The 21,199-nt window shown below is 69.5% G+C and carries 21 protein-coding genes; 3 read left to right on the top strand and 18 right to left on the bottom strand.

The window, feature by feature from the left end; all coding sequences use genetic code 11:
- Nucleotides 1-14: 14 nt before the first annotated feature.
- From BN4252_RS08380 to hemL, 8 genes are read right to left on the bottom strand one after another with little or no spacing between them, the layout of a single operon-like run.
- Nucleotides 15-275 (bottom strand): helix-turn-helix domain-containing protein, encoded by a 261-nt coding sequence (locus BN4252_RS08380; RefSeq protein WP_066528996.1) that lies wholly within the window; start codon nucleotides 273-275, stop codon nucleotides 15-17.
- The gene (gene galE, locus BN4252_RS08375; RefSeq protein WP_066528991.1) at nucleotides 272-1,315 is read right to left on the bottom strand and encodes a UDP-glucose 4-epimerase GalE; all 1,044 of its coding nucleotides are present in this window, start codon (nucleotides 1,313-1,315) and stop codon (nucleotides 272-274) included. The genes BN4252_RS08380 and galE overlap by 4 nt, the downstream gene beginning before the upstream one ends.
- Nucleotides 1,316-1,325: 10 nt before the next feature.
- Nucleotides 1,326-2,273 (bottom strand): c-type cytochrome biogenesis protein CcsB, encoded by a 948-nt coding sequence (ccsB, locus tag BN4252_RS08370; protein ID WP_066528989.1) that lies wholly within the window; start codon nucleotides 2,271-2,273, stop codon nucleotides 1,326-1,328.
- A 33-nt stretch (nucleotides 2,274-2,306) separates the two neighbouring features.
- Nucleotides 2,307-3,935: a cytochrome c biogenesis protein ResB gene (locus tag BN4252_RS08365; protein ID WP_066529381.1), complete on the bottom strand. Its 1,629-nt coding sequence runs from the start codon at nucleotides 3,933-3,935 to the stop codon at nucleotides 2,307-2,309.
- A gap of 51 nt (nucleotides 3,936-3,986) precedes the next feature.
- A complete protein-coding gene (locus tag BN4252_RS08360; RefSeq protein ID WP_066528980.1) occupies nucleotides 3,987-4,766 on the bottom strand; it encodes a cytochrome c biogenesis CcdA family protein in 780 nt (259 codons plus the stop codon).
- Entirely contained in the window at nucleotides 4,767-5,351 is a 585-nt protein-coding gene (locus BN4252_RS08355) for a TlpA family protein disulfide reductase (RefSeq protein WP_066528975.1), read from the bottom strand.
- A gap of 32 nt (nucleotides 5,352-5,383) precedes the next feature.
- Entirely contained in the window at nucleotides 5,384-5,989 is a 606-nt protein-coding gene (locus BN4252_RS08350; protein WP_066528968.1) for a histidine phosphatase family protein, read from the bottom strand.
- The gene (hemL, locus tag BN4252_RS08345; RefSeq protein ID WP_066528963.1) at nucleotides 5,986-7,329 is read right to left on the bottom strand and encodes a glutamate-1-semialdehyde 2,1-aminomutase; all 1,344 of its coding nucleotides are present in this window, start codon (nucleotides 7,327-7,329) and stop codon (nucleotides 5,986-5,988) included. The genes BN4252_RS08350 and hemL overlap by 4 nt, the downstream gene beginning before the upstream one ends.
- Nucleotides 7,330-7,349: 20 nt before the next feature.
- Here hemL and BN4252_RS08340 point away from each other — a divergent pair, with 20 nt between their 5' ends.
- Nucleotides 7,350-8,189, top strand: a complete 840-nt coding sequence (locus BN4252_RS08340) for an NAD(P)-dependent oxidoreductase (protein ID WP_066528961.1) — start codon at nucleotides 7,350-7,352, stop codon at nucleotides 8,187-8,189.
- A gap of 10 nt (nucleotides 8,190-8,199) precedes the next feature.
- On the opposite strand, the gene BN4252_RS08335 is transcribed toward BN4252_RS08340, so the two are convergent.
- Nucleotides 8,200-8,964, bottom strand: a complete 765-nt coding sequence (locus tag BN4252_RS08335) for a DedA family protein (RefSeq protein ID WP_066528959.1) — start codon at nucleotides 8,962-8,964, stop codon at nucleotides 8,200-8,202.
- A 103-nt stretch (nucleotides 8,965-9,067) separates the two neighbouring features.
- On the opposite strand from BN4252_RS08335, the gene BN4252_RS08330 reads away from it, so the two are divergent.
- Together BN4252_RS08330 and BN4252_RS08325 are read left to right on the top strand one after the other, a co-directional pair.
- Complete coding sequence (locus tag BN4252_RS08330; RefSeq protein ID WP_066528953.1) at nucleotides 9,068-9,322, top strand: FitA-like ribbon-helix-helix domain-containing protein; 255 nt, start codon at nucleotides 9,068-9,070, stop codon at nucleotides 9,320-9,322.
- On the top strand, nucleotides 9,319-9,747 hold the full coding sequence (locus tag BN4252_RS08325) for a type II toxin-antitoxin system VapC family toxin (protein ID WP_066528948.1): 429 nt from the start codon (nucleotides 9,319-9,321) through the stop codon (nucleotides 9,745-9,747). The genes BN4252_RS08330 and BN4252_RS08325 overlap by 4 nt, the downstream gene beginning before the upstream one ends.
- Here BN4252_RS08325 and BN4252_RS08320 read toward each other — a convergent pair.
- The 9 genes from BN4252_RS08320 to BN4252_RS08280 all read right to left on the bottom strand — a co-directional run bounded on the left by BN4252_RS08320 (nucleotide 9,744) and on the right by BN4252_RS08280 (nucleotide 21,187).
- Nucleotides 9,744-11,123 (bottom strand): protoporphyrinogen oxidase, encoded by a 1,380-nt coding sequence (locus BN4252_RS08320; RefSeq protein WP_066528942.1) that lies wholly within the window; start codon nucleotides 11,121-11,123, stop codon nucleotides 9,744-9,746. The genes BN4252_RS08325 and BN4252_RS08320 overlap by 4 nt on opposite strands.
- Before the next feature lie 3 nt (nucleotides 11,124-11,126).
- The gene (gene hemE, locus BN4252_RS08315; RefSeq protein ID WP_066528938.1) at nucleotides 11,127-12,206 is read right to left on the bottom strand and encodes a uroporphyrinogen decarboxylase; all 1,080 of its coding nucleotides are present in this window, start codon (nucleotides 12,204-12,206) and stop codon (nucleotides 11,127-11,129) included.
- Nucleotides 12,207-12,266: 60 nt separating this feature from the next.
- Nucleotides 12,267-14,816 (bottom strand): heavy metal translocating P-type ATPase, encoded by a 2,550-nt coding sequence (locus BN4252_RS08310; RefSeq protein ID WP_066528929.1) that lies wholly within the window; start codon nucleotides 14,814-14,816, stop codon nucleotides 12,267-12,269.
- A gap of 6 nt (nucleotides 14,817-14,822) precedes the next feature.
- On the bottom strand, nucleotides 14,823-15,317 hold the full coding sequence (locus BN4252_RS08305) for a hypothetical protein (RefSeq protein ID WP_066528926.1): 495 nt from the start codon (nucleotides 15,315-15,317) through the stop codon (nucleotides 14,823-14,825).
- Between the two features lie 32 nt (nucleotides 15,318-15,349).
- Nucleotides 15,350-15,967, bottom strand: coding sequence for a hypothetical protein (locus tag BN4252_RS08300; protein ID WP_066528920.1), 618 nt, complete (start codon nucleotides 15,965-15,967; stop codon nucleotides 15,350-15,352).
- Nucleotides 15,960-17,009, bottom strand: coding sequence for a porphobilinogen synthase (hemB, locus tag BN4252_RS08295; RefSeq protein ID WP_066528918.1), 1,050 nt, complete (start codon nucleotides 17,007-17,009; stop codon nucleotides 15,960-15,962). The genes BN4252_RS08300 and hemB overlap by 8 nt, the downstream gene beginning before the upstream one ends.
- 33 nt (nucleotides 17,010-17,042) lie before the next feature.
- Nucleotides 17,043-18,806: a bifunctional uroporphyrinogen-III C-methyltransferase/uroporphyrinogen-III synthase gene (locus BN4252_RS08290; RefSeq protein WP_066528913.1), complete on the bottom strand. Its 1,764-nt coding sequence runs from the start codon at nucleotides 18,804-18,806 to the stop codon at nucleotides 17,043-17,045.
- 162 nt (nucleotides 18,807-18,968) lie between these two features.
- The gene (gene hemC / locus BN4252_RS08285) at nucleotides 18,969-19,850 is read right to left on the bottom strand and encodes a hydroxymethylbilane synthase (RefSeq protein WP_066528911.1); all 882 of its coding nucleotides are present in this window, start codon (nucleotides 19,848-19,850) and stop codon (nucleotides 18,969-18,971) included.
- The gene (locus BN4252_RS08280; protein ID WP_078056845.1) at nucleotides 19,847-21,187 is read right to left on the bottom strand and encodes a glutamyl-tRNA reductase; all 1,341 of its coding nucleotides are present in this window, start codon (nucleotides 21,185-21,187) and stop codon (nucleotides 19,847-19,849) included. The genes hemC and BN4252_RS08280 overlap by 4 nt, the downstream gene beginning before the upstream one ends.
- Nucleotides 21,188-21,199: the final 12 nt, after the last annotated feature.

Raw genomic sequence — 21,199 nt, 5'->3', positions numbered from 1 at the left:
CGACGCCCCCTTTTCTAGCCCCGCCCCTCCAACTTCAGCGCCAGCCCCAGCTCCTCCGCCACCGCCACCACCTTCTCCCACCGCACCCCGGCGCCGCCGTGCTCAATCGTGTGCAGTGTGGAGCGGGACACCCCCGCGGCCGATGCGACGTCCTGCTGGACGCGACCGGTCTCGCGTCGCCGCTGAGCTAGCTGCTCCCCGAGCTCGATGAGCACCGGGTCATCGCTCGCCGGCTTGCCCTCCTTGCGGCGCGGCTGGTTGCGGGGGCCGGTCACTGCTGGCCCTCTGAGTGTGCCTTCGAGTGTGCCTTCGCCTTCAGCTCGGCTTCTTCCTCCAGCACGGCGGGCAGCTTCTCCGCCCAGGCCAGGGCGTCGCGCACCCCGTCGGCCACGGAGCGCTCCGGCTCCCAACCAAGCACGCGCCGCGCCTTCTCGATACGCGCCGCGCTGCCCACCACGTCCCCGTCACGCGGCGGGGCGGTGCGCACCTCGAGCGGGGTGCCCGTGGCCTCGCCGAAGGCCTCGGCGAGCTCGAAAACGGTGGTGCCCTGCCCGGTGCCGAGGTTGATGGTGGTGTGGGTGGGCTCGAAGGGGGCGCCAAACAGCGCAAGCGCCGCGACATGCGCCCGGGCGAGGTCCCACACGTGGACGTAGTCGCGCAGGCCCGAGCCGTCGCGGGTGGGCCACTGCACCCCGGTGACGGTAAACGGGGCGCCCGCGTTGTGCGCCTCGATCATCTTGCCCATCGCGTGGGTGGGGTGCGGGTTCTGCAGCCCGGTGCGCAGCTCGGGATCAGCGCCGATGGGGTTGAAGTAGCGGAGGGAGAGCGCCTGCAGCTCGCCGGCGGCAGCGGAGTCTGCAAGCACGCGCTCCACCATGTGCTTGGACGCAGCGTACGGGCTCAGCGGGCGCACCGCGCTGGACTCGTCCACCATGAAGTCCTCGCCCGGCTCGTACATGGACGCGGTGGAGGAAAGGATGACGCGGCGGATGCCGTTGCGCGTAAGCGAGCGCAGCAGTGAGACGGACTTGGCCACGTTGTTGTCGTAGTACGCCAGCGGGTTGGACACGCTCTCCGGCACCACGATCATGGCGGCGCAGTGCACTACCGCGTCGATGTCCGGGTGCTCGGCCGCGATCCGGTCGATCAGCGCCGCGTCCGCGATGTCGCCCTCGTAGTGGTCGAAGCGGCGCGCGAACACGCGCAGGCCCGTGGAGTAGTTGTCCAGGATCACGGGCGTGATCCCGTTGTCCGCGCAGCAGGACGCGATGGTGGACCCGATGTAGCCGGCGCCGCCGGTGATGAGAACCTTCACGCGTACTCCCTTAATTCAGGCCGGCGTAGGAGTGGAGGGACGCCGCCACGAAGTTCACGTACGTCATGTTGAACACCGTCATGCACAGCGCGAAGACGTTAATCCACGCAGCGGCCGTGGACTTCCACCCGGCGGTGGCGCGCGCGTGCAGGTAGGCAGCGTAGAGCACCCAGGTGATCATGGACACGGTCTCCTTCGCATCCCAGTTCCAGAACCGACCCCACGCCACCTCGGCCCAGATCGCGCCGAACACGATGCCCACACCGAAGAGCGGCAGGGTGACAATCGCCGTCTTGTACGCGATGGTGTCCAGCGTCTTTGCGCTGGGCAGAGGCTTTGCGACGCTCCCGAAGAAGCCGTGCTCCTCCCCCTTCGGCTGCCACATGCGCAGCAGGTACAGCAGGGCAAAGATGCCCGAGACGACGCCGATGGACGCGCCGATGGACACCGTGGACACGTGCACCGGCATCCAGTAGGACTGCAGCGCCGGTACCACGGGGGCGGCCTGCAGGTGGAAGACGGTGGAGTTGAGGAACATCACCACGACCATGGGGAACAAAAGCCACGGCCAGATGGAGTGCCAGCCCTTGCGCTGGATCACGGTGGCGGCCACGAGCATGATCACGGCCGTCATGAACAAGATGTACTCGTAGAGGTTGCCCAGCGGGAAGCGGCGGGCCGCGAAGCCGCGAGTGACAAAGGCCGCGACGTGCAGCGCCACACCGAACCAGACCAGCGCCTGCGTCATGCCGGCCCACTTGCGGGCGGAGGCGACGCGCTTGTCGTACTCGGCGCCGCCCTCGGCGGTCGCGCGCTCCTCGTGCTCGCGGCGCAGGTCGATCACCCCGAGCAGGCGGCCGTAGTAAATGCAGGACATGACGAGCGCCGCAATGTAGATGACAAAGGCGGTGCGGAACGTTAAGTCCGACAGCGTTGCCATTGAGGAGTCCACAAGCATGTGCTTAACCTACTCCACCGGCCTCGGCCGGGGCTACAGGTCCGGCTCGTCCAGGTCGCCCCCGCCGCCGGGGCGCGAGGCCGCTTCGCCGCCGGTGCCGAGGATAGCGGCCGCCACCTCGTCGAACTCGCTGCCCCACCCGGCGCGGTCGGTGCGCGCCAGGCCGGCGATCTCCACCTCGACGAGGCCAGCGCCGCCATTTTGGCCCGTGCCCTCCACCGGGCGCAGGCGCACCCACACGCGGCGGCGCTTGATGGTCAGCGAGGCCGCGAGGGCCGCCAGCATGACGGCTGTGGTGGCCAGCGCCCAGCCCTGCAGCGGGTCGCGTGAGATCTGGTAGTTGGCGTACTCGGCGGCGCCGTCGAAGCGCACCTTCACGGTGCCGGCGTCGCCCAGATCCACCTCCGTCTCCTGGCCGGGTTCGAGGTTGAGGCGCTGCGCCTTCTCCAACCGCCCGTCGGCGATGAGCGACTGGTCCAGCACGAAGATGTTCTGCGGGCGGCCGGTGTCCAGGCCGGCGTCGCCCACGTATACCTCGGCGGCCAGCGCCGGGTCATCCATGGCCGGGAAGGCGGACTGCAGCATGTCGCCGTTCGGCCCGGTCCAGGACGCGGTGGGCGCGAACACGCCCTCGATGGCGATCTGGTGGGCGCGGCGCTCCGACAGGTCCGGGTACATGCCGGCGGGCGGGTCGAAGCGCATCACGCCGGAGGACAGGAACGTCTGCGCGTCGGTGGGCCGAAACTGCACCATCTGGGTGCGCGTCTCCCCGTTGGGCCAGGTGATGGTCACCTGCGGCGCGAAGCCGTGGCCCTGCAGGTACACGCGGTTGCCGCGCACGCGCAGGGGCTTGTTCACCTCCAGGGTGAACGGTTCCCACTCGCTTTTGGGCTTGCTCACGTCGTCGGTGTAGGTGATGTCGGAGGTGAACCCGCTGGCCTGGCCGTTGGGCAGGTAGTCGGCCACGAAATTCTGCGATTCGAAGCAGAAGGGTGTGAGCCCGGTGCCGTCGAAAAGCGATCCGGCCCGAAAAACATCGAAGTTGGCGGGAGAGGTGTTGCAGAACTCGCGCGAGCGCTCCACCGGCACGGCGGACGGCGCCTGCGAGTTGGTCACCACGATGGCCTGGCCCTCGTAGAACACCATGCGCCCGGCGGCGAAGGTGACAATCATGCCCACCAGGCCGATGTGGAACAGCAGGTTCATCAGCTCGCGCGTGTAGCCGCGCTCCGCCGAGATCGAGTGCGCGCCCGCGCGGTCCGCGGCCGGCTCGTACGTTGCGGTGTGCCACTTCCGCAGCACCGAGTGCACATGCTTGTCGACGCTCCCGATGTCACCCTCAACCACCCCCGACGCGTGCAGCGGCATCCGCGACAGGTACTTCGGCGCGCGCGTGGGCGTGGCCCGGTAGGCGCGCCAGTGGTCCAGCGAGCGCGGGATAATGCAGCCGACCAGGGAGACCATGAGCAGGGTGACAATGGCCACGAACCACGTGGAGCTGAAGACGTCGAAGAACTGCAGCTTGTCGTAGATCGGCCCCATGGTTGGGTTGGCCTTCAGGTAATCGTCCACCAGCGAGGCGCTGACCTGGCGCTGCGGGAGCAAGGCGCCCGGGATCGCGGCGAGGGCGAGCAAAAACAGCAGGATGAGCGCGGTACTCATGCTGGTTAGCCAGTGCCACGCGCGGCGCAGCCACGTCACAACCTTGGGCAATTAGATCACCGTTCCTCCGAAGCCGAGCGTGAGCTGGCGGGCCCAGCCGATGAAATGGTCCCACGCGCCGGTGAGCAGCAGCACGCCGACGGCGATCATGGCCACCCCGCCCGCGACCTGAATCTGGCGGGAGTGGCGGCGCAGGAAGTCCACGCTGCGCACCGCCCGCATTGAGCCGAGCGCGACCAGGAGGAACGGCAGGCCGAGGCCCAGGCAGTAGGCGATGACGAGGACCACGCCGCGCGCCGCGGTCACGCCCGCGGTACCCACGGACACGGAGATGATGGCCGCGAGCGTGGGACCCAGGCAAGGGGTCCAGCCGAGGGCGAACACGCCGCCGAGCAGCGGGGCGCCGAGCCAGGTGGCCCAGCGCTTCGGTTGCATGCGCGTGTCCTTCTGCAGCGCCGGCACCGCGCCCATGAACACCGCGCCCATGGTGATGGTGACCACGCCGCCGATGCGCATGAGCGTGTCCGCGTTGAGGCGGATCAGGCTGATCGCCCCGAACACCGAGACCGTGGCCAGGAGGAACACCACCGTGAAGCCGAGGACGAACAGCCCGGCCGCGGCCGCGACTGCGCCGCGCTTGCGGGTCACGCGCGGGCCGCCGTCCTCGTACGTCATCTCCCCGCCCACCACGCCGGTGAGGTAGGACAGGTAGCCCGGCACGAGCGGGATCACGCAGGGGGACGCGAACGACACCAGGCCGGCCAGCGCCGCGGCGAGGATCCCCAGCAGCAGCGGACCGGAGGCCGCCACCTCAGAAAACGCCTCGCCCACCTAGGCCTCCTGCCCTAGGCGCTCCACCACGTCCAGCACGTCCTGCGCCGTGACCTCGCGCAGGAACACCGCGGCCGGCCGGTGCTGGGAGTCGAGCACCACGGTGGTGGGGATGACGGAGCTGGGCACGCCGCCGAGGAACGCCGCCGTCTTAAACGGCGGGTCATAGATGGAGGGGTAGGTCACCCCGTTGTCCGCGAGGAAGTCGCGGGCGATCTGCGGGTTCGGGTCGCGCACGTTGATGCCCAGCACGGTGCCGCGCGCGCCGGCGCTGCCGCTTTGGAGCGCCTCCTGGATCTCCTGGAGGTCATCCACCTCGGCGCGGCAGGGCGCGCACCACTGGCCCCAGGCGTTGAGCACCACCACCTGGCCGTCGAAGTCGCTCAGCGCGATCTCCTCGCCGGGCTGCGTGAGCGACTCCCCGGAGAAGTCCTGCAACGGCTGGCGCTCGGCCTCGTCGTAGAAGATCTCCACCTGCCCGCCGGGCGAGTGGAAGGCGAAGGTGCCGCCCTCGTCGCCGCCGCCTGCGCCGCACCCGGCTAGCAGGAGGGCGCAGGACAGCGTGGCGGCAAAAGTGCGTTGCATGTCGGCGGGCTCCCTCTCGGTGTGTACCCCGGCTAGATGTGGGCTGCCGGGGTTTCGTAAGACCAGTCAATAACAACGTCGCCGTCAAACACAAGTGACGTCACGCTGGCCAGGTCGCACCGCCGGCTCGCGTGCGCCAGGGGTTTGCCCTGCACGTAGCGCTGCACCATGACGATGGGCAGCTGGTGGCTCACCAGCACCGCCTCGTGGCCTAGGGCCTTCTGGCGGGCGCCCTCCACCGCGGCGAGCATGCGCTCGAGGATCTCGGCGTAGGGTTCGCCCCAGCTCGGCTCGAGCGGGTTGGTCATGTGCCGCCAGCGGATGGGGTTGGCCAGCTGCGTGCGCCACCCCTTGGTGCGCAGCCCTTCGAAGGTGTTGCCGGCCTCGAGGATGCCGTCCACGGTGTCTACCTCGCACCCGGTGACCTGGGAAATCGGCGCGGCCGTCTCCTGGGCGCGCTCCAGGGGGCTCGCGGCAAGGTATGTCACCTCCCGGCCCTCGAAGAATTTTGCGGTTGCCGCGGCCATCGACCGCCCGCGCGAGCTCAGGTGGTAGCCGGGCATGCGCCCGTACAGCAGCTTCTGCGGGTTGTAGACCTCGCCGTGGCGGACGAGGTGCACAACGGTGCGCTCGCTCACTTGCCGGCCCCATCCGCGGTGGCGGCGGCCGCCGCCTTGGCGGCCGGCACCAGCGCCTCCTCGATGCGCCCGAAGTCCTCGTCCGTCAGGGCGGTGGAGACGAACCAGGTCTCAAACGCGCTCGGCGGGGCGTACACCCCGGCGTCCAGCAGCGCGTGGAAGAACGGGGCGTAGCGGAAGGTGTCCGCCGCCTGCATGTCCTGGAAGTTACGGCCCTCGCCCTCGGCGAAGCGGAAGGAGAGCATGGTGGAGGCGCGCTGCACGTGGTGGGCCACGCCCTCGCGCGTCAGTGCCTCGGAGACCAGGCCGGCGAGCGTGTCCGCGTTGCGCTTGAGCACCGGGTAGATGTCCTCCGTGGCCAGGCGCAGCGAGGCCATGCCGGCGGCCATCGCCACCGGGTTCCCGGACAGGGTGCCCGCCTGGTAGACGGGGCCGTTGGGGGCGAGCTTCTCCATAATCTCGCGGCGCCCGCCGAACGCGGCCGCCGGCAGGCCGCCGGAGATGACCTTGCCAAAGGTGGTCAAGTCGCCCGCCACGTGGTCCACGCCGTACCAGCCGGAGTAGGAGGTGCGGAAGCCCGTCATCACCTCGTCCAAGATGAGCAGCGCGCCGTGAGCGTGCGCGATCTCCTTCAGCTGGGCGTTGAAGCCGTCCTGCGGGGCAACGGTGCCCATGTTGCCGGCGGCGGCCTCGGCGATGATGCAGGCGATCTCGCCCGGGTTCTGCGCGAACGCCTCGCGCACCGCCTCGATGTTGTTGTACGGCACCACGATGGTGTCCGCCGCCTGCGCTCCGGTCACGCCCGGGGAATCCGGCAGAGAGAAGGTGGCGATGCCGGAGCCGGCAGAGGCGAGCAGCGCATCGACGTGGCCGTGGTAACAGCCCTCAAACTTCAGCACCTTCGGGCGGCCCGTGTAGCCGCGCGCCAAGCGCACCGCGCTCATGGTGGCCTCGGTGCCGGAGTTGACCATGCGCACCTCCTCCACCGAGGTGCGCTCCACGATCATCTCCGCGATGCGCACCTCGGCCTCCGTCGGTGCGCCGAAGCTCAGGCCGTTCACCAGCGCTTTTTCCACCGCCTCGATGATCTGCGGGTGGGCGTTGCCGTGGATCATCGGGCCCCAGGAGCACACCAGGTCCACGTAGTTGTTGCCGTCCGCGTCCACCAGGGTGGAGCCGTGGGCGTTGGCAATGAAGCGGGTCTGCCCGCCCACGGAGCCGAAGCCGCGCACCGGCGAGTTCACCCCGCCCGGGGTCAGCTGCCGCGCGCGCTCGAACAACTCCTTGGAGCGGGCGGTGTTGCGGGAGGTGGGATTTTGGATGGGATCCGGGGCAGTCATGCTTGTCTATCCTAGGGCATATGAAAATCGCGTTTTTGGGCCTCGGCCGCATGGGAACTGAGCTGGCGCTGAAGCTGGTGGACGAGCACGACCTCACGGTGTGGAACCGCACGCCGGAGAAGACCGAACCGCTGGTGGCGCGCGGCGCACGGGCCGCAGGCATACCCGCGGAGGCGGTCGAGGGCGCGGAGCTGGTGATCACCTCCTTCTTCGGCCCCGACGTGGTGCGCGAGGTGGTCATCCAGCCAGGGCTGATCCCCGAGGGCGTGACCTGGGCGGATGCCACCACCATCTCGCCGGCGGACGCGGACGAGTTCGCCGCGGCGGTCCCCGGCTTCGTGCACACGCCGGTGGTCGGCTCGTTGCCGCCCGCCCGCGAGGGCAAGCTCGGGGTGTACGTGGGTGGAGCAGATGCTTCTCGACGCTCCCTTGTCGCCGACGTAGTCTCCCCGTGGGCCGCCGCCAACCCGGAGCGCCTCCGGCAGGTGGAGACGGCGGCGCAGGCGAGCGTCGGCAAGCTGATTGCAAACCTCGCGCTCGCGGTGACAATCGAGGGCTTCAAGGAGGCGCTCGACCTCGGTGCATCGCAGGGCCTCGGCGCCGAGCAGGTGGTGGGCATGCTGAAATCCACCGGCCTGGAGTTCATCGTGAACATGAAGGCGCCGTTCCTGCTCGGCGAGCGCGACACCGCGCCGGGCGATTTCTCGGTGGACGCGATTGCGAAGGACGCGCGGCTGATGCTGGCCACCGCTGACCGCAACCTGCCGGCGGTGGCCGCGGCCTTGGGCTCGCTCGAGGCGCAGCAAAGCGCCGGGCGCGGCGACGAGGACTTCTCCTCCGTGGTGGTCTACCGGGACTAGCCCGCGCTAGCTAGCGGCCGGCCTCGAGCTCGTTGCCCACGGTGACCGCGGGGGCCGCGGGGGCCGCCTCCGCCTGCTGCTTTTTTGATTGCGCGCGGAACGCGCCCACCATCACCACCACAATCAGCGCGATGGCCACCCAGTTGGCCACCTTGGCGTACTGGTCCAGCACGAACACCACCGGCTCCCCAATCCACCAGCCCAGGCCGAGGTAGATGAAGGACCACAGGGTCTTGGCCACGAAGTCCAGCACCATGAACTTCCACAGGGGCATCCCCGTCATGCCCATCAGCACGAACACCACGAACGCGATGGGAAGCGGGATGGGCACGTAGGCCAGGAAAATGCCCAGCCAACCCAGCTTGCGGGCCCAGCCCTCCACCCGCTCGATGTTCTTCTCGGCGCGTTTCGAGTTCGCGCCCTGCACGTCGAGGATGCCGCGGCCCCATAGCTTGCCGGCCCACCAGTAGATCCAGTCGAACTTGATGCTCACCAGCGAGCCGATGAGCAGGAACAGCAGCCAGTGCGGGGCCTCGCCCACGCCCGCAAGGGCGCCGGTGGAGGCGGCGCCCACCCGCGAACCGGTCAGCGCCAGCATGATCGGCGGGTCTAGGCCCAAGAGCCACGCCCGCAGCGGGATCATGGCCATGCCAAAGACGCCGACGAAGCCGAACCAGCCGAGGCACCAGTAGTCCGCCTTGGTGGGCTTACCGTTCCAGGGCAGCCCGTCCTGCTCCCACCACTGTTCCTCGCGCTGCGGGGCCTCATTTTCCATAGGCGTACAACTTAGTGTGCGCCGGGCGCAGTGACCACCTGCGCCCACAGGGGTATGCTTGCATTTTGCCTACACATCTATTGCAGGTCACCTGGAGGTTGCTATGCCGGCACAGAACAGCGATGTCACCCTCACTATCCGGGGCATAGATGCGTCGGTGAAAGCCAAGCTCAAGCAGCGGGCCGCGCGCCACGGTCGCTCGATGGAGGGCGAGGTCCGGCACATCTTGGCCGACGCGGTACGCCCCGTGAATGTTGGCGTGGAATTTCACCAGCTTGGCGCCGTTTTCGGCGGTTTGGACGACCTCGCTGAAGTAATGGAGGACGCAGTCACCGATCGCCGCGGGAACGCGCCGTGATCGTGCTCGATACCAACGTGGTGTCGGAACTGGGGCGCTATGCGCCGGATACGCGGGTCCTCGCGTGGTCCGAATCGGCTGGAGACCTCCTCACAATTACCGCTGTCACGGCAGCCGAGATGACCCGCGGGGTAAGTCTTCTTCCGCGGGGTGCAAGACGCGACGCCCTCGCCGCGAGCGTGACAGGGCAGCTCATGAGCTTCGAGATGCGCGGGGGTGTACTCCCGTTCGATGCGCGGGCCGCCCACGAGTTCGGTGATGTCGCTGCGCGGCGCAACGCTGCCGGCCGCCCCGTCGCGGATGCCGATGCGATGATCGCCGCGATCTGCCGAGCGCACGGCGCCCCGCTGGCGACGCGAAACATCAAAGACTTCACAGGCACCGGGGTCACCCTGATCAACCCCTGGGACGAGCCCCCAACCTAGCGCAGGCGCTCGGCCGCAGCGCGCGCGTGGGCGATCACCGCCGGCACGCCAACGCCGCCGACCCATGCGCCCGTGACGGCGACGCCCTCCGGCAGCTGCTCCACCACGCGCGCCACCGTGTCGAGGTGGTGCTCGTCGTAGCGCGGGATGCCTCCGAACCAGCGCTGGACGTAGATCTCCTCCAGCCCTGCCTCGCGGCCGTCGAACCCGGTGATGGCCTTCAAGTCATCGAGCGCCCAATCCACCAGGTCGTCCTCGCTGGCGCGCAGCGCGACGTCGTCGCCGAAGCGCCCGAAGCTCGCGCGCACTAGGGCACCGCCGCGCTCGGCTAGGTGCGGCCACTTGCGGGAGGAGAAGGTGAACGCCTTGGCGCGCACGTCCTGCTCCCCCGCTGCGACCAGCACGCCGGAGTTCTGCGGCAGGCCCTCGTCGGTGGCAAACCGCATGCCCACCACGGCGGAGTTGGCCAGCTTCACCGGGGTAAGTGCAGCGGCCGCCCCGGGCGCGACCTGCTTGAGCAACAGCGCCGCCGTGGGGGCCGGCACGGCCAGCAGCACCGCGTCATACTCCACGTCCTCGCCGCCCTTGAGGCGGAACGTGCCAGCGGCACCGTCGCCCACCCGCTCGATGCCGGAGATGAACGCGTCCACGTAAATGTCCGCGCCGGAGCGCTCCGCCAGCTCCTCGTAGAGCTCCTGGTAGCCGTCGCGGAATGCGTTGAACACCGCGCCCTGGCCGGTGGGCAGCTCCTTGCGCGCGTTCTCCAGGTTGCGCACCGCCTCGGACAGATGCACCGGCCCGCGCTCGGCCAGCCGGTCGAACTCCTCCGCCAGCTGCGGGATCGTCGCCCGCACGCCGAGGTCGTCCGCGGCGCAGGAATACACCCCGCCGAGCAGCGAGGTCACAATGTTGTCCACCACTTCATCGCCGTAGCGTTCGCGCACAAGCTTGCCGACGTTCACGTCCGAGCCAATCTCCCACTCGAAACCGGGCGCGTCACCCTCGGCGTCGATCTTCGCGGCCGTTGCCTCCGAGACCAAGTGCGCAACCGGCGCGGACGAGGAGGGGATGCCCATGATCCCCGCGTGCGGCAGCGGCTCGGTGCGCCCGTCCACGTACACCAAGGAGCCCAGCCCCGACGGCTCCACCAAGGAGTCGCCGAGCCCCAGCTCCTTGAAGAACTCCACCGCGTCCACCCGGCGCGCCATGAACGCCTCGGCGCCCATGTCGGTGGGGCCCGCCTCGAACGCGACGGTGTAGAGCTTGCCGCCGATGCGGTCGGTGGCCTCGTAGACGTCCACGCGGGCGCCCGCATCCCGCAGCTCGTACGCGGCGGTCAGCCCCGCCAGCCCGGCACCGATGATGGCAATATTCACGGTTTACGCCTCCGTCTCGTCCGTCTCGTTCGTGTCGTCCGTCTCGTGGATGATGCGGACGGCCTCAGTCACCGCGTCCGCGTCCGTGGTGGGCAGCACCCCGTGCCCCAGGTTGAAGATGTGCCCGGTGGCGGTGCCCTCCTCCATCGCGCGCTTGGCCTCCGCCTTGATGCGCGCCACCTCGGAGCGGACCACGTCGGTGCCCGCGAAGAGCAGCGCCGGGTCCAGGTTTCCCTGCAGCACCCGCGGGGAGGCGAAGCGGCGGGCGGCGGTATCCAGGGGCACGCGCCAGTCCACGCCCATCACCTCGCTGCCGGCCTCGGACATGGCGCCGAGCAATTCGCCTGTGGCCACGCCGAAGTGGATGCGCGGGATCTCGCCCGCCACCGTCTCCAGGATCTCCGTGGAGTACGGCAGCACGTGCTCCCGGTAATCCGCCTCGGTGAGGAAGCCCGCCCAGGAGTCGAACAGCTGCATGGCGTCGATGCCGGCCTCCACCTGGGTGCGCAGAAACGAGGTGATCGTGGGCACCAGGCGGCGCATCAGCGCGTGCCACGTGTCGGGCTCGGCGTGCATCATCGCCTTCGTCTTCTCGTGGTTCTTGCTGGGCCCGCCCTCGACAAGGTAGCTGGCCAGGGTGAACGGGGCGCCGACGAAGCCGATGAGCGCCTGGGTGTCGGTCAGTTCGGCGAGGATCGTCTCGATGCCGGCTGCGACTTCGTCCACGGGTGCGTCGAGAAGCGGAAGCTCCTCCACGTCGCGCTTGGTGCGGATCGGCTGCGCCATCACCGGCCCCTTGCCGGGCACGATCTCCACGTCCACGCCGGCCGCTTTGAGCGGTACCACGATGTCCGAGAACAGGATTGCGGCATCCACGTCGTGGCGGCGCACGGGCTGCAGAGTGATCTCAGCGAGCAGGTCCGGCATGAAGCAGGAATCGAGCATGGGGATGCCCTCGCGCACCTCGCGGTACTCCGGAAGCGAGCGGCCGGCCTGGCGCATGAACCAGACCGGGGTGCGCGCGGGGGTGCGGCCGTGGGCGGCCTCAATCAGCGGGGCATGGGTGAGGTCGCGTCGTGTCATGGTGCCTAAGCCTACCGTCGCCGGCTGGGCGGCCGAGGCCCGAGCTCCCAGCGGCTCGCGCTACTGGGGGAAGCGGCGGGCGCCGATGGAGCGGTACTCGATGATCAGGGAGCTGCCCAGCATCAGCAGGGTGGCGCCCATGGGCGGCAGCGCGCCGAACGCGGCGAGCGCGACCGCCACCGCGTTGTACACGATGGCGAAGACCATGTTCGAGTCAATAATGCGCGAGACGCGGCGGCCGTGCTCGATCAGCTGGGGCACGGCGGTGACCTCCGGGCGCAGCACTACGGCGTCCACATCGGCCTCGGCCTTCTTCACGTTCACGTCCAATATCTCGTCGTCCGCGTAGAGGATGCCCACGTCCCCGACCGCGACGACGTCAAGCACCGAGGTGCTGCCCACCATGGCCACGTTGGCGCCGCGGGTGTGCAGCTGGCGCACCGCGGCCGGCTTCTCCTGCGCGGTCATACCTGCCAGCACCGAGGTGATGCCCAGCATGTTGGCAAAGCGGCGGCTCACGGCGTACGTGTCGCGAGAAAGCATCACCGTGGTCAGCCCCATGGACTCGAGGCGGTCCACGGCGTCGGCGGCGTCGTTCTTCGCAGGCTCGTGCAGCGTGATCACGCCGCGGTCCTTGCCCTTCCAACGCACCACCAGGGGCGCACCGCCGGAGGTAGCCGCCAGCGCGAGGCGGCCGCTGAGCTGGGAGAGGTTGGTGGGGCGCCACAGCGTAGCGTCGATGCGGGTGGTCTGGTCTTCCTGCGGCGACTTGTCGTCCGCCACCGGGCGGACCTCCACGCGGCCCACGCAGCTGCCGTCCGCCTGGAACTCCGAGTCGTCCAGGTCCACGCGCCACGGCGCACCGTGGGTCTTGGCCTCGCGCGCCGCGGCGACGATGGCGCGCGACGCAGGGTGGTTCGACTCCACCAGCAGCGCCGCAGCTACCAGCAGCACAAGCTCCGAGTCCTCGCCGCGGGCCGCGGTGACGGTTTCCACCGACATATCAGGCTGGATCAGCGTCCCGACGCGGTTGAACACCACCGTGTCCACCTCTTCCAGGCGGCGCAGCGCGGAACCGTCCCGGATCAAGATGCCGTTGCGCGCCGCCGCCTCGATGCCGTTGCGCGTGGCCAGCGCCGGCGAGATGGCCAGCGCCACCGGGGCCACCACCGCGAGAATGGCCAGGGCGGTGGAGAACGCCGCGTTGTAGTCGCCCGTGAGCAGGATCCACATACCGAAATCCAGGACCGCCAGCACGTAGGCGGTAGGGATCAGCACGCTCGCGGACTTGGTTGAGATCATGGTGGAGTTGTTCTCGCGCTTCGAGGCGTCCCCCACCCAGCGGCTTACCGACGCCCACCGCGTGGCGTGGCCCGTTCGCTGCGCGCGCACCTTCAACTTCCCGCGCTCCACCACCGCGCCGGCCGAGACCACGTCGCCGACCTTGAACTCCGGGTCCGCGCTCACCCCGATCAGGACGTGGCTGAGCGCGCCTGAGCCGCCAACCACCTCGCCGTCCACGGGCACGATCTCACCGCGGGTGACAATCACGTCGTCGCCCCGGTTGATCTCTGAGACGGCGATGACTTCCGCGTCCGCCTTGCCGCGGCGGCACACCTGGTACTCGGTCTCCGACGCGGGGGTGAGTCGGTTCATCTCGTCCACCAGGCTGTTGCCAGCGCGTTTGGTGAAGAAGCGGCCGATCAGAAGCAGCGCGGTCACGCCGCAGGCCACGTCGAGGAAGATCTCCACCTGGTTACCCCGCCTGGTGGACAGCCACCCGCCGCTGGACACCCAACCCAGGCGGCCGGCCTCGGTGAGGAAAAGCACCGCGGCGGACCAGGTATAGGCGGCCAGAACCGCGATCGAGCTCGCCCCGTCGAGCGCGGAGATACCGCGGCGCACGCCGCCGGCCATCGCGCGGTGGAACGGGAACGCGCACCACAGCGCCACCGGGGTGGCGAGCGCGAAGCACACCCACTGCCAGCCCTGGAACTGCAGCGCGGGCACGTAGCTCATGGCGATGACGGGGATTGCCAGCACAATCGCGGTGATCAGCCTGGCCGGGGTAACCAGGTCGCGCGCGGTGAAGAGCACGTCGTCGCTGTCGTTGCGCTTGGCCGTGTCGCGGCGGTTCATGAACCCCGCCTCGCGCGCCACGGTCAGGTTCGCCTGCGCGTCGCGGCGGCGGCGCCGGATGCGCTCCGACATTGCGCGGGTGCTGCGCCGCGGCGAGCGCAGCTCCGACGCCGCGGTCAGCGCACGGCGGCGCAGGGTGTTGTCGCTCATCTCTGCCTCGATGCCGAAGCTCGCGATGACGGCGGTGATGGCCTCCGGGTCAAGGTCCGCCGGGGCGGTAACCCACGCCGTGGAGGTGGGGTACACCAGCTGTGCCGAAACCCCGGGGATGGTTTCGAGCGCCTCCTCGATGTCGCTGAGCTGCGGGCCGTCCTTGACCCCGGTCAGCTCGAACGCATAGGAGGCGTTGCCCCTGCCGTACGCCTCATCGTCCTCATCGGACCTGCGGCCGTCGGGGTTGATGCCGCACATCCGCGCGGCGTCGCGCGCTAGCTCGATGGAGCGGGTGAGCTCTTCCGATTCTGCCGACACGGTGGGCTACTTCACCCCCCGCCACAGATCGCCGCTCTGCGCGTCCACATACGCGTTGGCCGCCGGGCGGAACGCCGCGAACATGGCGAACGCGACGAGGGCGACGATGACAAAAGACACCGTGCCCGACACGCCGACGAAGAAGCCGGCGAAGTTGAGGAAGATGGTCGCCAGCGCGAACCCGGCCGCCCACCGGCGGGCCGCCTTCGACCCGCGCTCGAAAAAGGACGCCGCGCCGGCGAGGCAGAGCCCCAGGACGATGTTGCCGAGGGAGACGATGAAGAGGTTTCCGCGGAAGGTGCCCCGCACCTCCGGGTCGATGTCCGCGGGCACGCCCGATTTCAGCAGCATCAGCCCGGTGACGAGCATGAGCACCGCCGCGGCGAGCAGCAACCGGTAGCCCCACTTCAGGGACTGCGGCCAGGTGTCGCCCACCTCGCCGGTGAACCGGCGGTTCCGATCGCTCGGGTCGGAGATCATCGTTGGGTACATGTTCGGCATGCCCGTCTCGCTCCTTATGTATGTGGCGGGTTTTATCGGGCGGGCCCGCCCGCACCGCCGCCCGGTTTCGTGTCCGCGCCCGCCTCCACGTAATCGCGCGATTCCTTCTGCGAAGAGTAGATCACGCCTAACACACCCGCTACGGCAAGGATGATCTGGATGATGCCGTCGGCCGCGAAGAACGCCCCCGGCACCGCCGTGGAGCTCGGCAGCGCGACGTAGAGCGCGGCGGCGCGGATGGCAAAGAACCCGGCGAAGATCTGCAGCATCCGGCGAGCCCCCGGAGCCCACTTCTTCTGCGAGGAGATCGCGTTCAGACCCGCCGCGAAGACGCCGATGATAGCCAGCTGGATCAGCCCAGCCACCACCACGGTGGCCCACATACCGGCATGGAGCGTGGCATCGCTCAGCGCGTCACCCTGACTCTTCGCGGCCTGCTTGGCGGATTCCTTCAGCGGCGCCGGGTCGATCACCACCGAGATCACGGTGAGCAGCTGGTGCAGCAGCTCGCCGGCGATCATCACGGCCCAGCAGACCAGCATGTAGCGCACGGCCTCCGGCTTCGAGCCCTTCTCGGGGTGCGGGCCGGCGACCGCACGCGGCTCAACGTGCGACCCGGAGCCCGGGTTTGGCGGCGGGAGGCTAACCACGGTCGCCCCCCTCACCGCGCAGCCGCTTCGAGGCCTCGATGGCGTAGTAGGTGAAGATCTGGTCCGCGCCCGCGCGCTTGATGGAGGTCAGCGCCTCCATCATGGTCTCCTCGAAGTCGATCCAGCCGTTCTGGCCAGCGGCCACCATCATGGCGTACTCACCGGACACCTGGTACGCGGCCACCGGCACGGGCGACATCTCCGCCACCTTGGCCAGCACGTCCAGGTACGGCATGGCGGGCTTGACCATCACAAAGTCCGCGCCCTCGTCGATGTCCAGCTGGGTTTCCAGGAGGGACTCGCGGATGTTGGCCGGGTCCTGCTGGTAGGTGCGGCGGTCCCCCTTGAGGGAGGAGCCGACCGCGTCCCGGAACGGGCCGAAGAACTTGGACGCGTACTTTGCGGAGTACGCCATGATGGCCACGTCCTGGTGGCCGGCCGCGTCGAGCGCCTCGCGGATAACGCCCACCTGGCCGTCCATCATCCCGGAGGGGCTTACGATGTGCGCGCCCGCGTCAGCCTGCGCCACCGCCATCTTCACGTACAGCGGCAGAGTCGCGTCGTTGTCCACCACGTCCCGGCCCCAGCGGTCGGTGCGCACCACGCCGCAGTGGCCGTGATCGGTGAACTCGTCCAGGCACGTGTCGGCCATAATCACCAGGTCATTGCCGAACTCCTCGCGCAGGGCGGCGAGGGTGCGGTTGAGCACGCCGTCCTCCGCCCACGCCACGGAGCCGGTGGCGTCCTTGTCCTCGTCCAACGGCACGCCGAACACGTCCACGCAGGTCACGCCCGCCTCGAGCGCCTCGTGGCAGAGCGTTTTCAGCGAGTCGGTGGTGTGCTGGTACACGCCCGGCATCGAGGAGATCTCGCGCTTCTCCCCGATCCCGTCTGCGGCGAACACCGGCAGGATGAAGTCCGCCGGGTGCAGGCGGGTCTCCGCGGCCAGGGCGCGGATCTGCGGGTTCTGCCGCAGGCGGCGGGGCCGCCGGGGCAGGAAGACGTCGGTGTTGCCGGATTCGAAGTCGGGTTGCAGTGGCATGCGCCCCATCTTAGGACGCCCCCCCAACCCGGCCTATTCTTCCGGTTCTTCCGCGCCCGCGGAATCGGCGGTGCCCTCCGGCTCCCCCGCCTGCGCGGCCGCTACATCTCCCGCGGCGTCGGCCGGCTTGCGGCGGGCGCGGCGCTTCTTGCGCGGGGGCGGCAGCTGGCCTGCGGCGCGGAGGTCAGCGACGTGGTCGGCCAGGGCGTCGACAAGCGAAGGCACGTCAGCAACCTCGGGGACGACATCCACCCGCAACCCCTGCTCGCGGGCCTCGGCCGCGGTCATCGGGCCAATGCAGGCGATGATGGTGCGCTGGTGCGGCTTGCCGGCGATGCCCACCAGGTTCTTCACGGTGGACGCGCTGGTGAAGCAGACCGCGTCGAAGCCGCCGGTTTTGATCATGTCGCGCACCTCGGGCGCGGGTGGGGCGGCGCGCACGGTGCGGTAGGCCACCACGTCGTCGACCTCCCAGCCCTTCTCCACCAGGCCGTCCACCAGCACGTCGGTGCCTAGGTCGGCGCGCGGCAGCAGCACGCGGGAGACCGGGTCAATGTCCTCCACGTAGTCGGGGAACGCCTCGACCAGGCCGGCCGCGTTCTGCTTCGTGCGGTGGGGCACCAGCTCCGGGAACATGCCGCGGGCGCGGATCGCGTCGGCGGTGCGCTGCCCCACCGCCGCCAGGTGCACGCCGGCGAACGAGCGGGCATCGAGCCCCAGCTCCTCAAACTTGTCCCACACCGCGTCAACGGCGTTGGTGGAGGTGAAGACCACCCACTGGTAGCGACCCTCCACGATGCCCTTGATCGCGCGGTCCATCTGCGCCGGGTTGCGCGGCGGCTCCATGGAGATGGTGGGCACGGACTGCGGGATGGCGCCGTAGGAGCTCAACCGCGCGTTCATCGGCCCGGCCTGGTCCTTGGCGCGCGGCACGAGCACGCGCCACCCGTACAGCGGCCGGTTCTCCCACCAGGAGTACTTCGCGCGCTCGTCTGCCACGGTGCCGAGGGTGACAATCAGCGGGCCTGAAAGGTCCGCGTCGAGCTTGCCCACGGTCTCAAGCGTCGCGTCGAAGGTGCGCTGCAGGCGGGTGGTGCCGTTGACCGTCACAGTCACGTCGGTGGAGCCGGCAAAGCCGCGCTGCATGAGCTGCTGCGCCATCTCCTCCAGGTGCTCCTTGGACGCCTGGAACACCAGGGGCTGCGGCGCGGTGGCCAGCTGGTCCCAGTCCACGGAGCTGTTGGCCAGGTCGGTCTCGGTGTAGGTGGAGCCGAGCGCGATGCCGGCGAAGGTGGGCACGGTGGACGGCAGGGACATTCCGGGCACCACCTGGAACTCCAGGCCAGCGGCGGCCACGGCGGAGACCTCGTCCATCACGGAATCGCGGGTCAGGGGGTTGCCGCACACCAGGCGCACCACGTCGCCTTCGCCGCCTTCGCCGCGCTCGACCGCGGCCGCGGACTCCTCCAGCGCGAGCTTAAGCTTGTCGACGATCCCCTCTTCGCCCAATCCCACCTCGCTGACCTCGGCCGCGGTGGGGGCGGCGGGGCGGGGCGGCTTGCGCCGGGCGCCGGCCTCCTTGGCCTCCGCGACCAGCGCCTCGTACGCCGCCTCGGCCTTGTCCAGCTTGGTTTGCGGCACCGGCAGCTGGGCCGCGACCACGTTTCGGACCCCCTCAGAGACCTCCGGATCAACCAGGGCTATAGCATTAGATTCCAGTACCTCGCGGGCACGGATCGTGAGCAGGTCGGGGTTGCCCGGCCCAGCGCCGACAAAGACGATCTTTCCCAATGTCATGCAACGATCTTTTCTATGGCACAAATAGTGGTCCCGGCCATCACGGGTGCAAACGGACCCCGGTGACGCCGAGACGAGAAGACGTATGGTATCTCCTCCACCTTAAAGTGGAGTGCCCGCGAAACAAAAACAGGAACAAAAACCGCGCCGGCGCCTGACCGCCTACTCCATAATCTGCGCCGCGCCCCGTTCCAGCAGCGCGGCCGCCACCGAGCGGCCGAGGGAGACGGGGTCGGTGCCCCGCGCCGTCTCGGTGAGCTGGGTCGACCCATCCAGTGCGAATACGCCCGCGCGCAGGGTAATCTCGCCGCCGTCCACGGTGGCGTACGCCGCCACCGGCGCGGTACAGCCCGCCTCCAGCGCGGCCAGCACCTGGCGCTCCGCGGTTGCCTGGGCGGTGGCGTCCGCGTCAGCCAGGGCGTCGATCGCGGCGCGGGTCTTGGCGTCCCCGGCCCGGCACTCCACCGCCAGGGCGCCCTGGGCTGGGGCGGGCATGAACACGGAGGCGTCGAAAAGCTGCGTCGCGCGCTCCCCGTACCCGCCGCGCGAAAGCCCAGCAAATGCCAGCACGATGGCGTCGAGTTCCCCTGACTCCACGTAGCCCATCCTGGTCTCGATGTTGCCGCGCAGCGGGCGGATGTCCAGGTCGGGGCGGATCGCGCGCAGCTGCGAGATGCGGCGCGGCGCGGAGGTGCCCACGCGGGCGCCGGCGGGCAGCTCTGCAAGCGTCAGCCCGTCGCGGGCGATGAGCGCCTCCCTGTTGTCCTCGCGCTCGGGTACGACCAAGTGGGCGCGCGGCTCCTCCGCGGTGGGGAGATCCTTGAAGGAGTGGACGGCCACGTCCACGGTGCCCGCGAAGAGCGCGTCGCGCAGCGCGGAGGTGAACACGCCCACCCCGATGCGCTCCACGGGCGCCTGGGAGAGATCCCCGGCGGTGGTGACAATCTGCAGCTCCGCCTGGGCGCCGTGTGCAATGAGCTGGTCCCGGACGTGGCCGGACTGGGTGACCGCGAGGTGGGAACCGCGGGTGCCGATGCGCATCATGAGTGCTCCTTTGCGTTCATCTCTTCTGGGCGGGGAAGCCGCTGGGCGTCCACTGCGATGGAGGCGGCGCCGGAAGCCTGCTCGAGCCCGAACAGCTCCTCGATGGCCATCTCCACGCTGACCGGCTCCGAGGACGCGGCCAGCTCCTTGATCTTCACCGTCGGGGTGTGCAGGAGCTTGTCCACCACGCGCTTGAGCGAGCGCGACACCTGCTCGAAGTCCTCCTCGCTCAAGTGGGGCAGCTTCCCGCGCAACCGGCCCAGTTCCTCGGCCTGGATTTCCGCGGCCGAGCGGCGCAACCGCGCCACCGTCGGCGCAACCTCGCGCACGCGCTGCTGCGAGCCGAAGGCCAGCGCCTCCTCGGCGACGATGTCCTGGGCGCGGCGCAGCGCCAACGAGTCCTTCGTCTTCGTCTGCCCACGGCGGCCGTGCAGGTACTCGATGTTGATCAGGTGCACCCCGACGTGCTGCGTCACGTCGTCCGCGATGTCGCGCGGCAGCGAGAGGTCCACCAGCACGGTGGGCCCGGAGATGTCTTCGGCGGTGATGGTGAAGCCGTCCGACGCCGTGGCGGACACGGCCAAGTCCACCCGCGCCAGCGCGCCCGCGCGGGCGTTGAAGTCCACCACTTCCGCCGGCACCCCCGCCTCGCGGGAGTGCTCCGCCACCCGCTCGGCGCGCGAGCGGGTGCGGTTGGCCAAGATCAGCTTGTCCACGCCGCGTTTGCCCAGCTGCGTGGCAGCCAGGGAGCTCATCGCGCCCGCACCGAGCACCAGCGCCGTCTTCCCCTCAAGGGTGTCCAGGCCCAACAGCTGCATCGCCTCGTCCAGCGCGAAGGTGACCATGGAGCTGCCGGCATCGTCGATGTCCGTCTCGGTGTGCACGCGCTTGCCGGTGTGCAGCGCGGTCTGCGCCAGCGAGTGCAGGGTCGCGCCCACGGTGCCGCGGTCCGCCGCGTCCTGGTAGGCGGCGCGTACCTGGCCGATAATCTGCTGCTCGCCCACCACCATCGAATCCAGCCCCGCGGCCACGGAGAACAGGTGCTCGGCCGCGGCATCCGCGTAGCGCACATAGAGGTAGGAGCGCAGCTCCGCGTCGGACACGCCTGAGACGTCCGCCAGCACCGCCAGCACGTCCTCCACGCCGGAGTGGAACGCGCTGGTTACCGTGTAGATCTCCAGCCGGTTGCAGGTGGAGATAATCATGGCCTCGCTCAGCGACGCCCGCTCCACCAGCGCTGTCGCGGTGCGGCGCTGCACGGAGTCGTCCATGCTGAGCCGCTCAAGCAGCGCCACCGGCGCAGACCTGTGCGACATCCCTACCACCAGTACGCTCACGCAACGCCTCCC

The sequence above is a fragment of the Corynebacterium bouchesdurhonense genome (assembly GCF_900078305.2).
GTDB lineage: Bacteria > Actinomycetota > Actinomycetes > Mycobacteriales > Mycobacteriaceae > Corynebacterium > Corynebacterium bouchesdurhonense.
The sequence above is the reverse complement of the archived record's forward strand: the minus strand, read 5'-3'. Positions and strand labels throughout refer to the sequence as shown.

Coding starts and splice junctions, on each gene's coding strand:
- BN4252_RS08355 (WP_066528975.1), bottom strand. CDS start 5,351: ATGCAACGCACTTTTGCCGCCACGCTGTCCTGCGCCCTCCTGCTAGCC.
- BN4252_RS08335 (WP_066528959.1), bottom strand. CDS start 8,964: ATGGAAAATGAGGCCCCGCAGCGCGAGGAACAGTGGTGGGAGCAGGAC.
- ccsB (WP_066528989.1), bottom strand. CDS start 2,273: ATGCTTGTGGACTCCTCAATGGCAACGCTGTCGGACTTAACGTTCCGC.
- hemE (WP_066528938.1), bottom strand. CDS start 12,206: ATGACACGACGCGACCTCACCCATGCCCCGCTGATTGAGGCCGCCCAC.
- BN4252_RS08290 (WP_066528913.1), bottom strand. CDS start 18,806: ATGACATTGGGAAAGATCGTCTTTGTCGGCGCTGGGCCGGGCAACCCC.
- BN4252_RS08305 (WP_066528926.1), bottom strand. CDS start 15,317: ATGCCGAACATGTACCCAACGATGATCTCCGACCCGAGCGATCGGAAC.
- BN4252_RS08340 (WP_066528961.1), top strand. CDS start 7,350: ATGAAAATCGCGTTTTTGGGCCTCGGCCGCATGGGAACTGAGCTGGCG.
- BN4252_RS08365 (WP_066529381.1), bottom strand. CDS start 3,935: ATGAGTACCGCGCTCATCCTGCTGTTTTTGCTCGCCCTCGCCGCGATC.
- BN4252_RS08330 (WP_066528953.1), top strand. CDS start 9,068: ATGCCGGCACAGAACAGCGATGTCACCCTCACTATCCGGGGCATAGAT.
- hemB (WP_066528918.1), bottom strand. CDS start 17,009: ATGCCACTGCAACCCGACTTCGAATCCGGCAACACCGACGTCTTCCTG.
- hemC (WP_066528911.1), bottom strand. CDS start 19,850: ATGATGCGCATCGGCACCCGCGGTTCCCACCTCGCGGTCACCCAGTCC.
- hemL (WP_066528963.1), bottom strand. CDS start 7,329: ATGACTGCCCCGGATCCCATCCAAAATCCCACCTCCCGCAACACCGCC.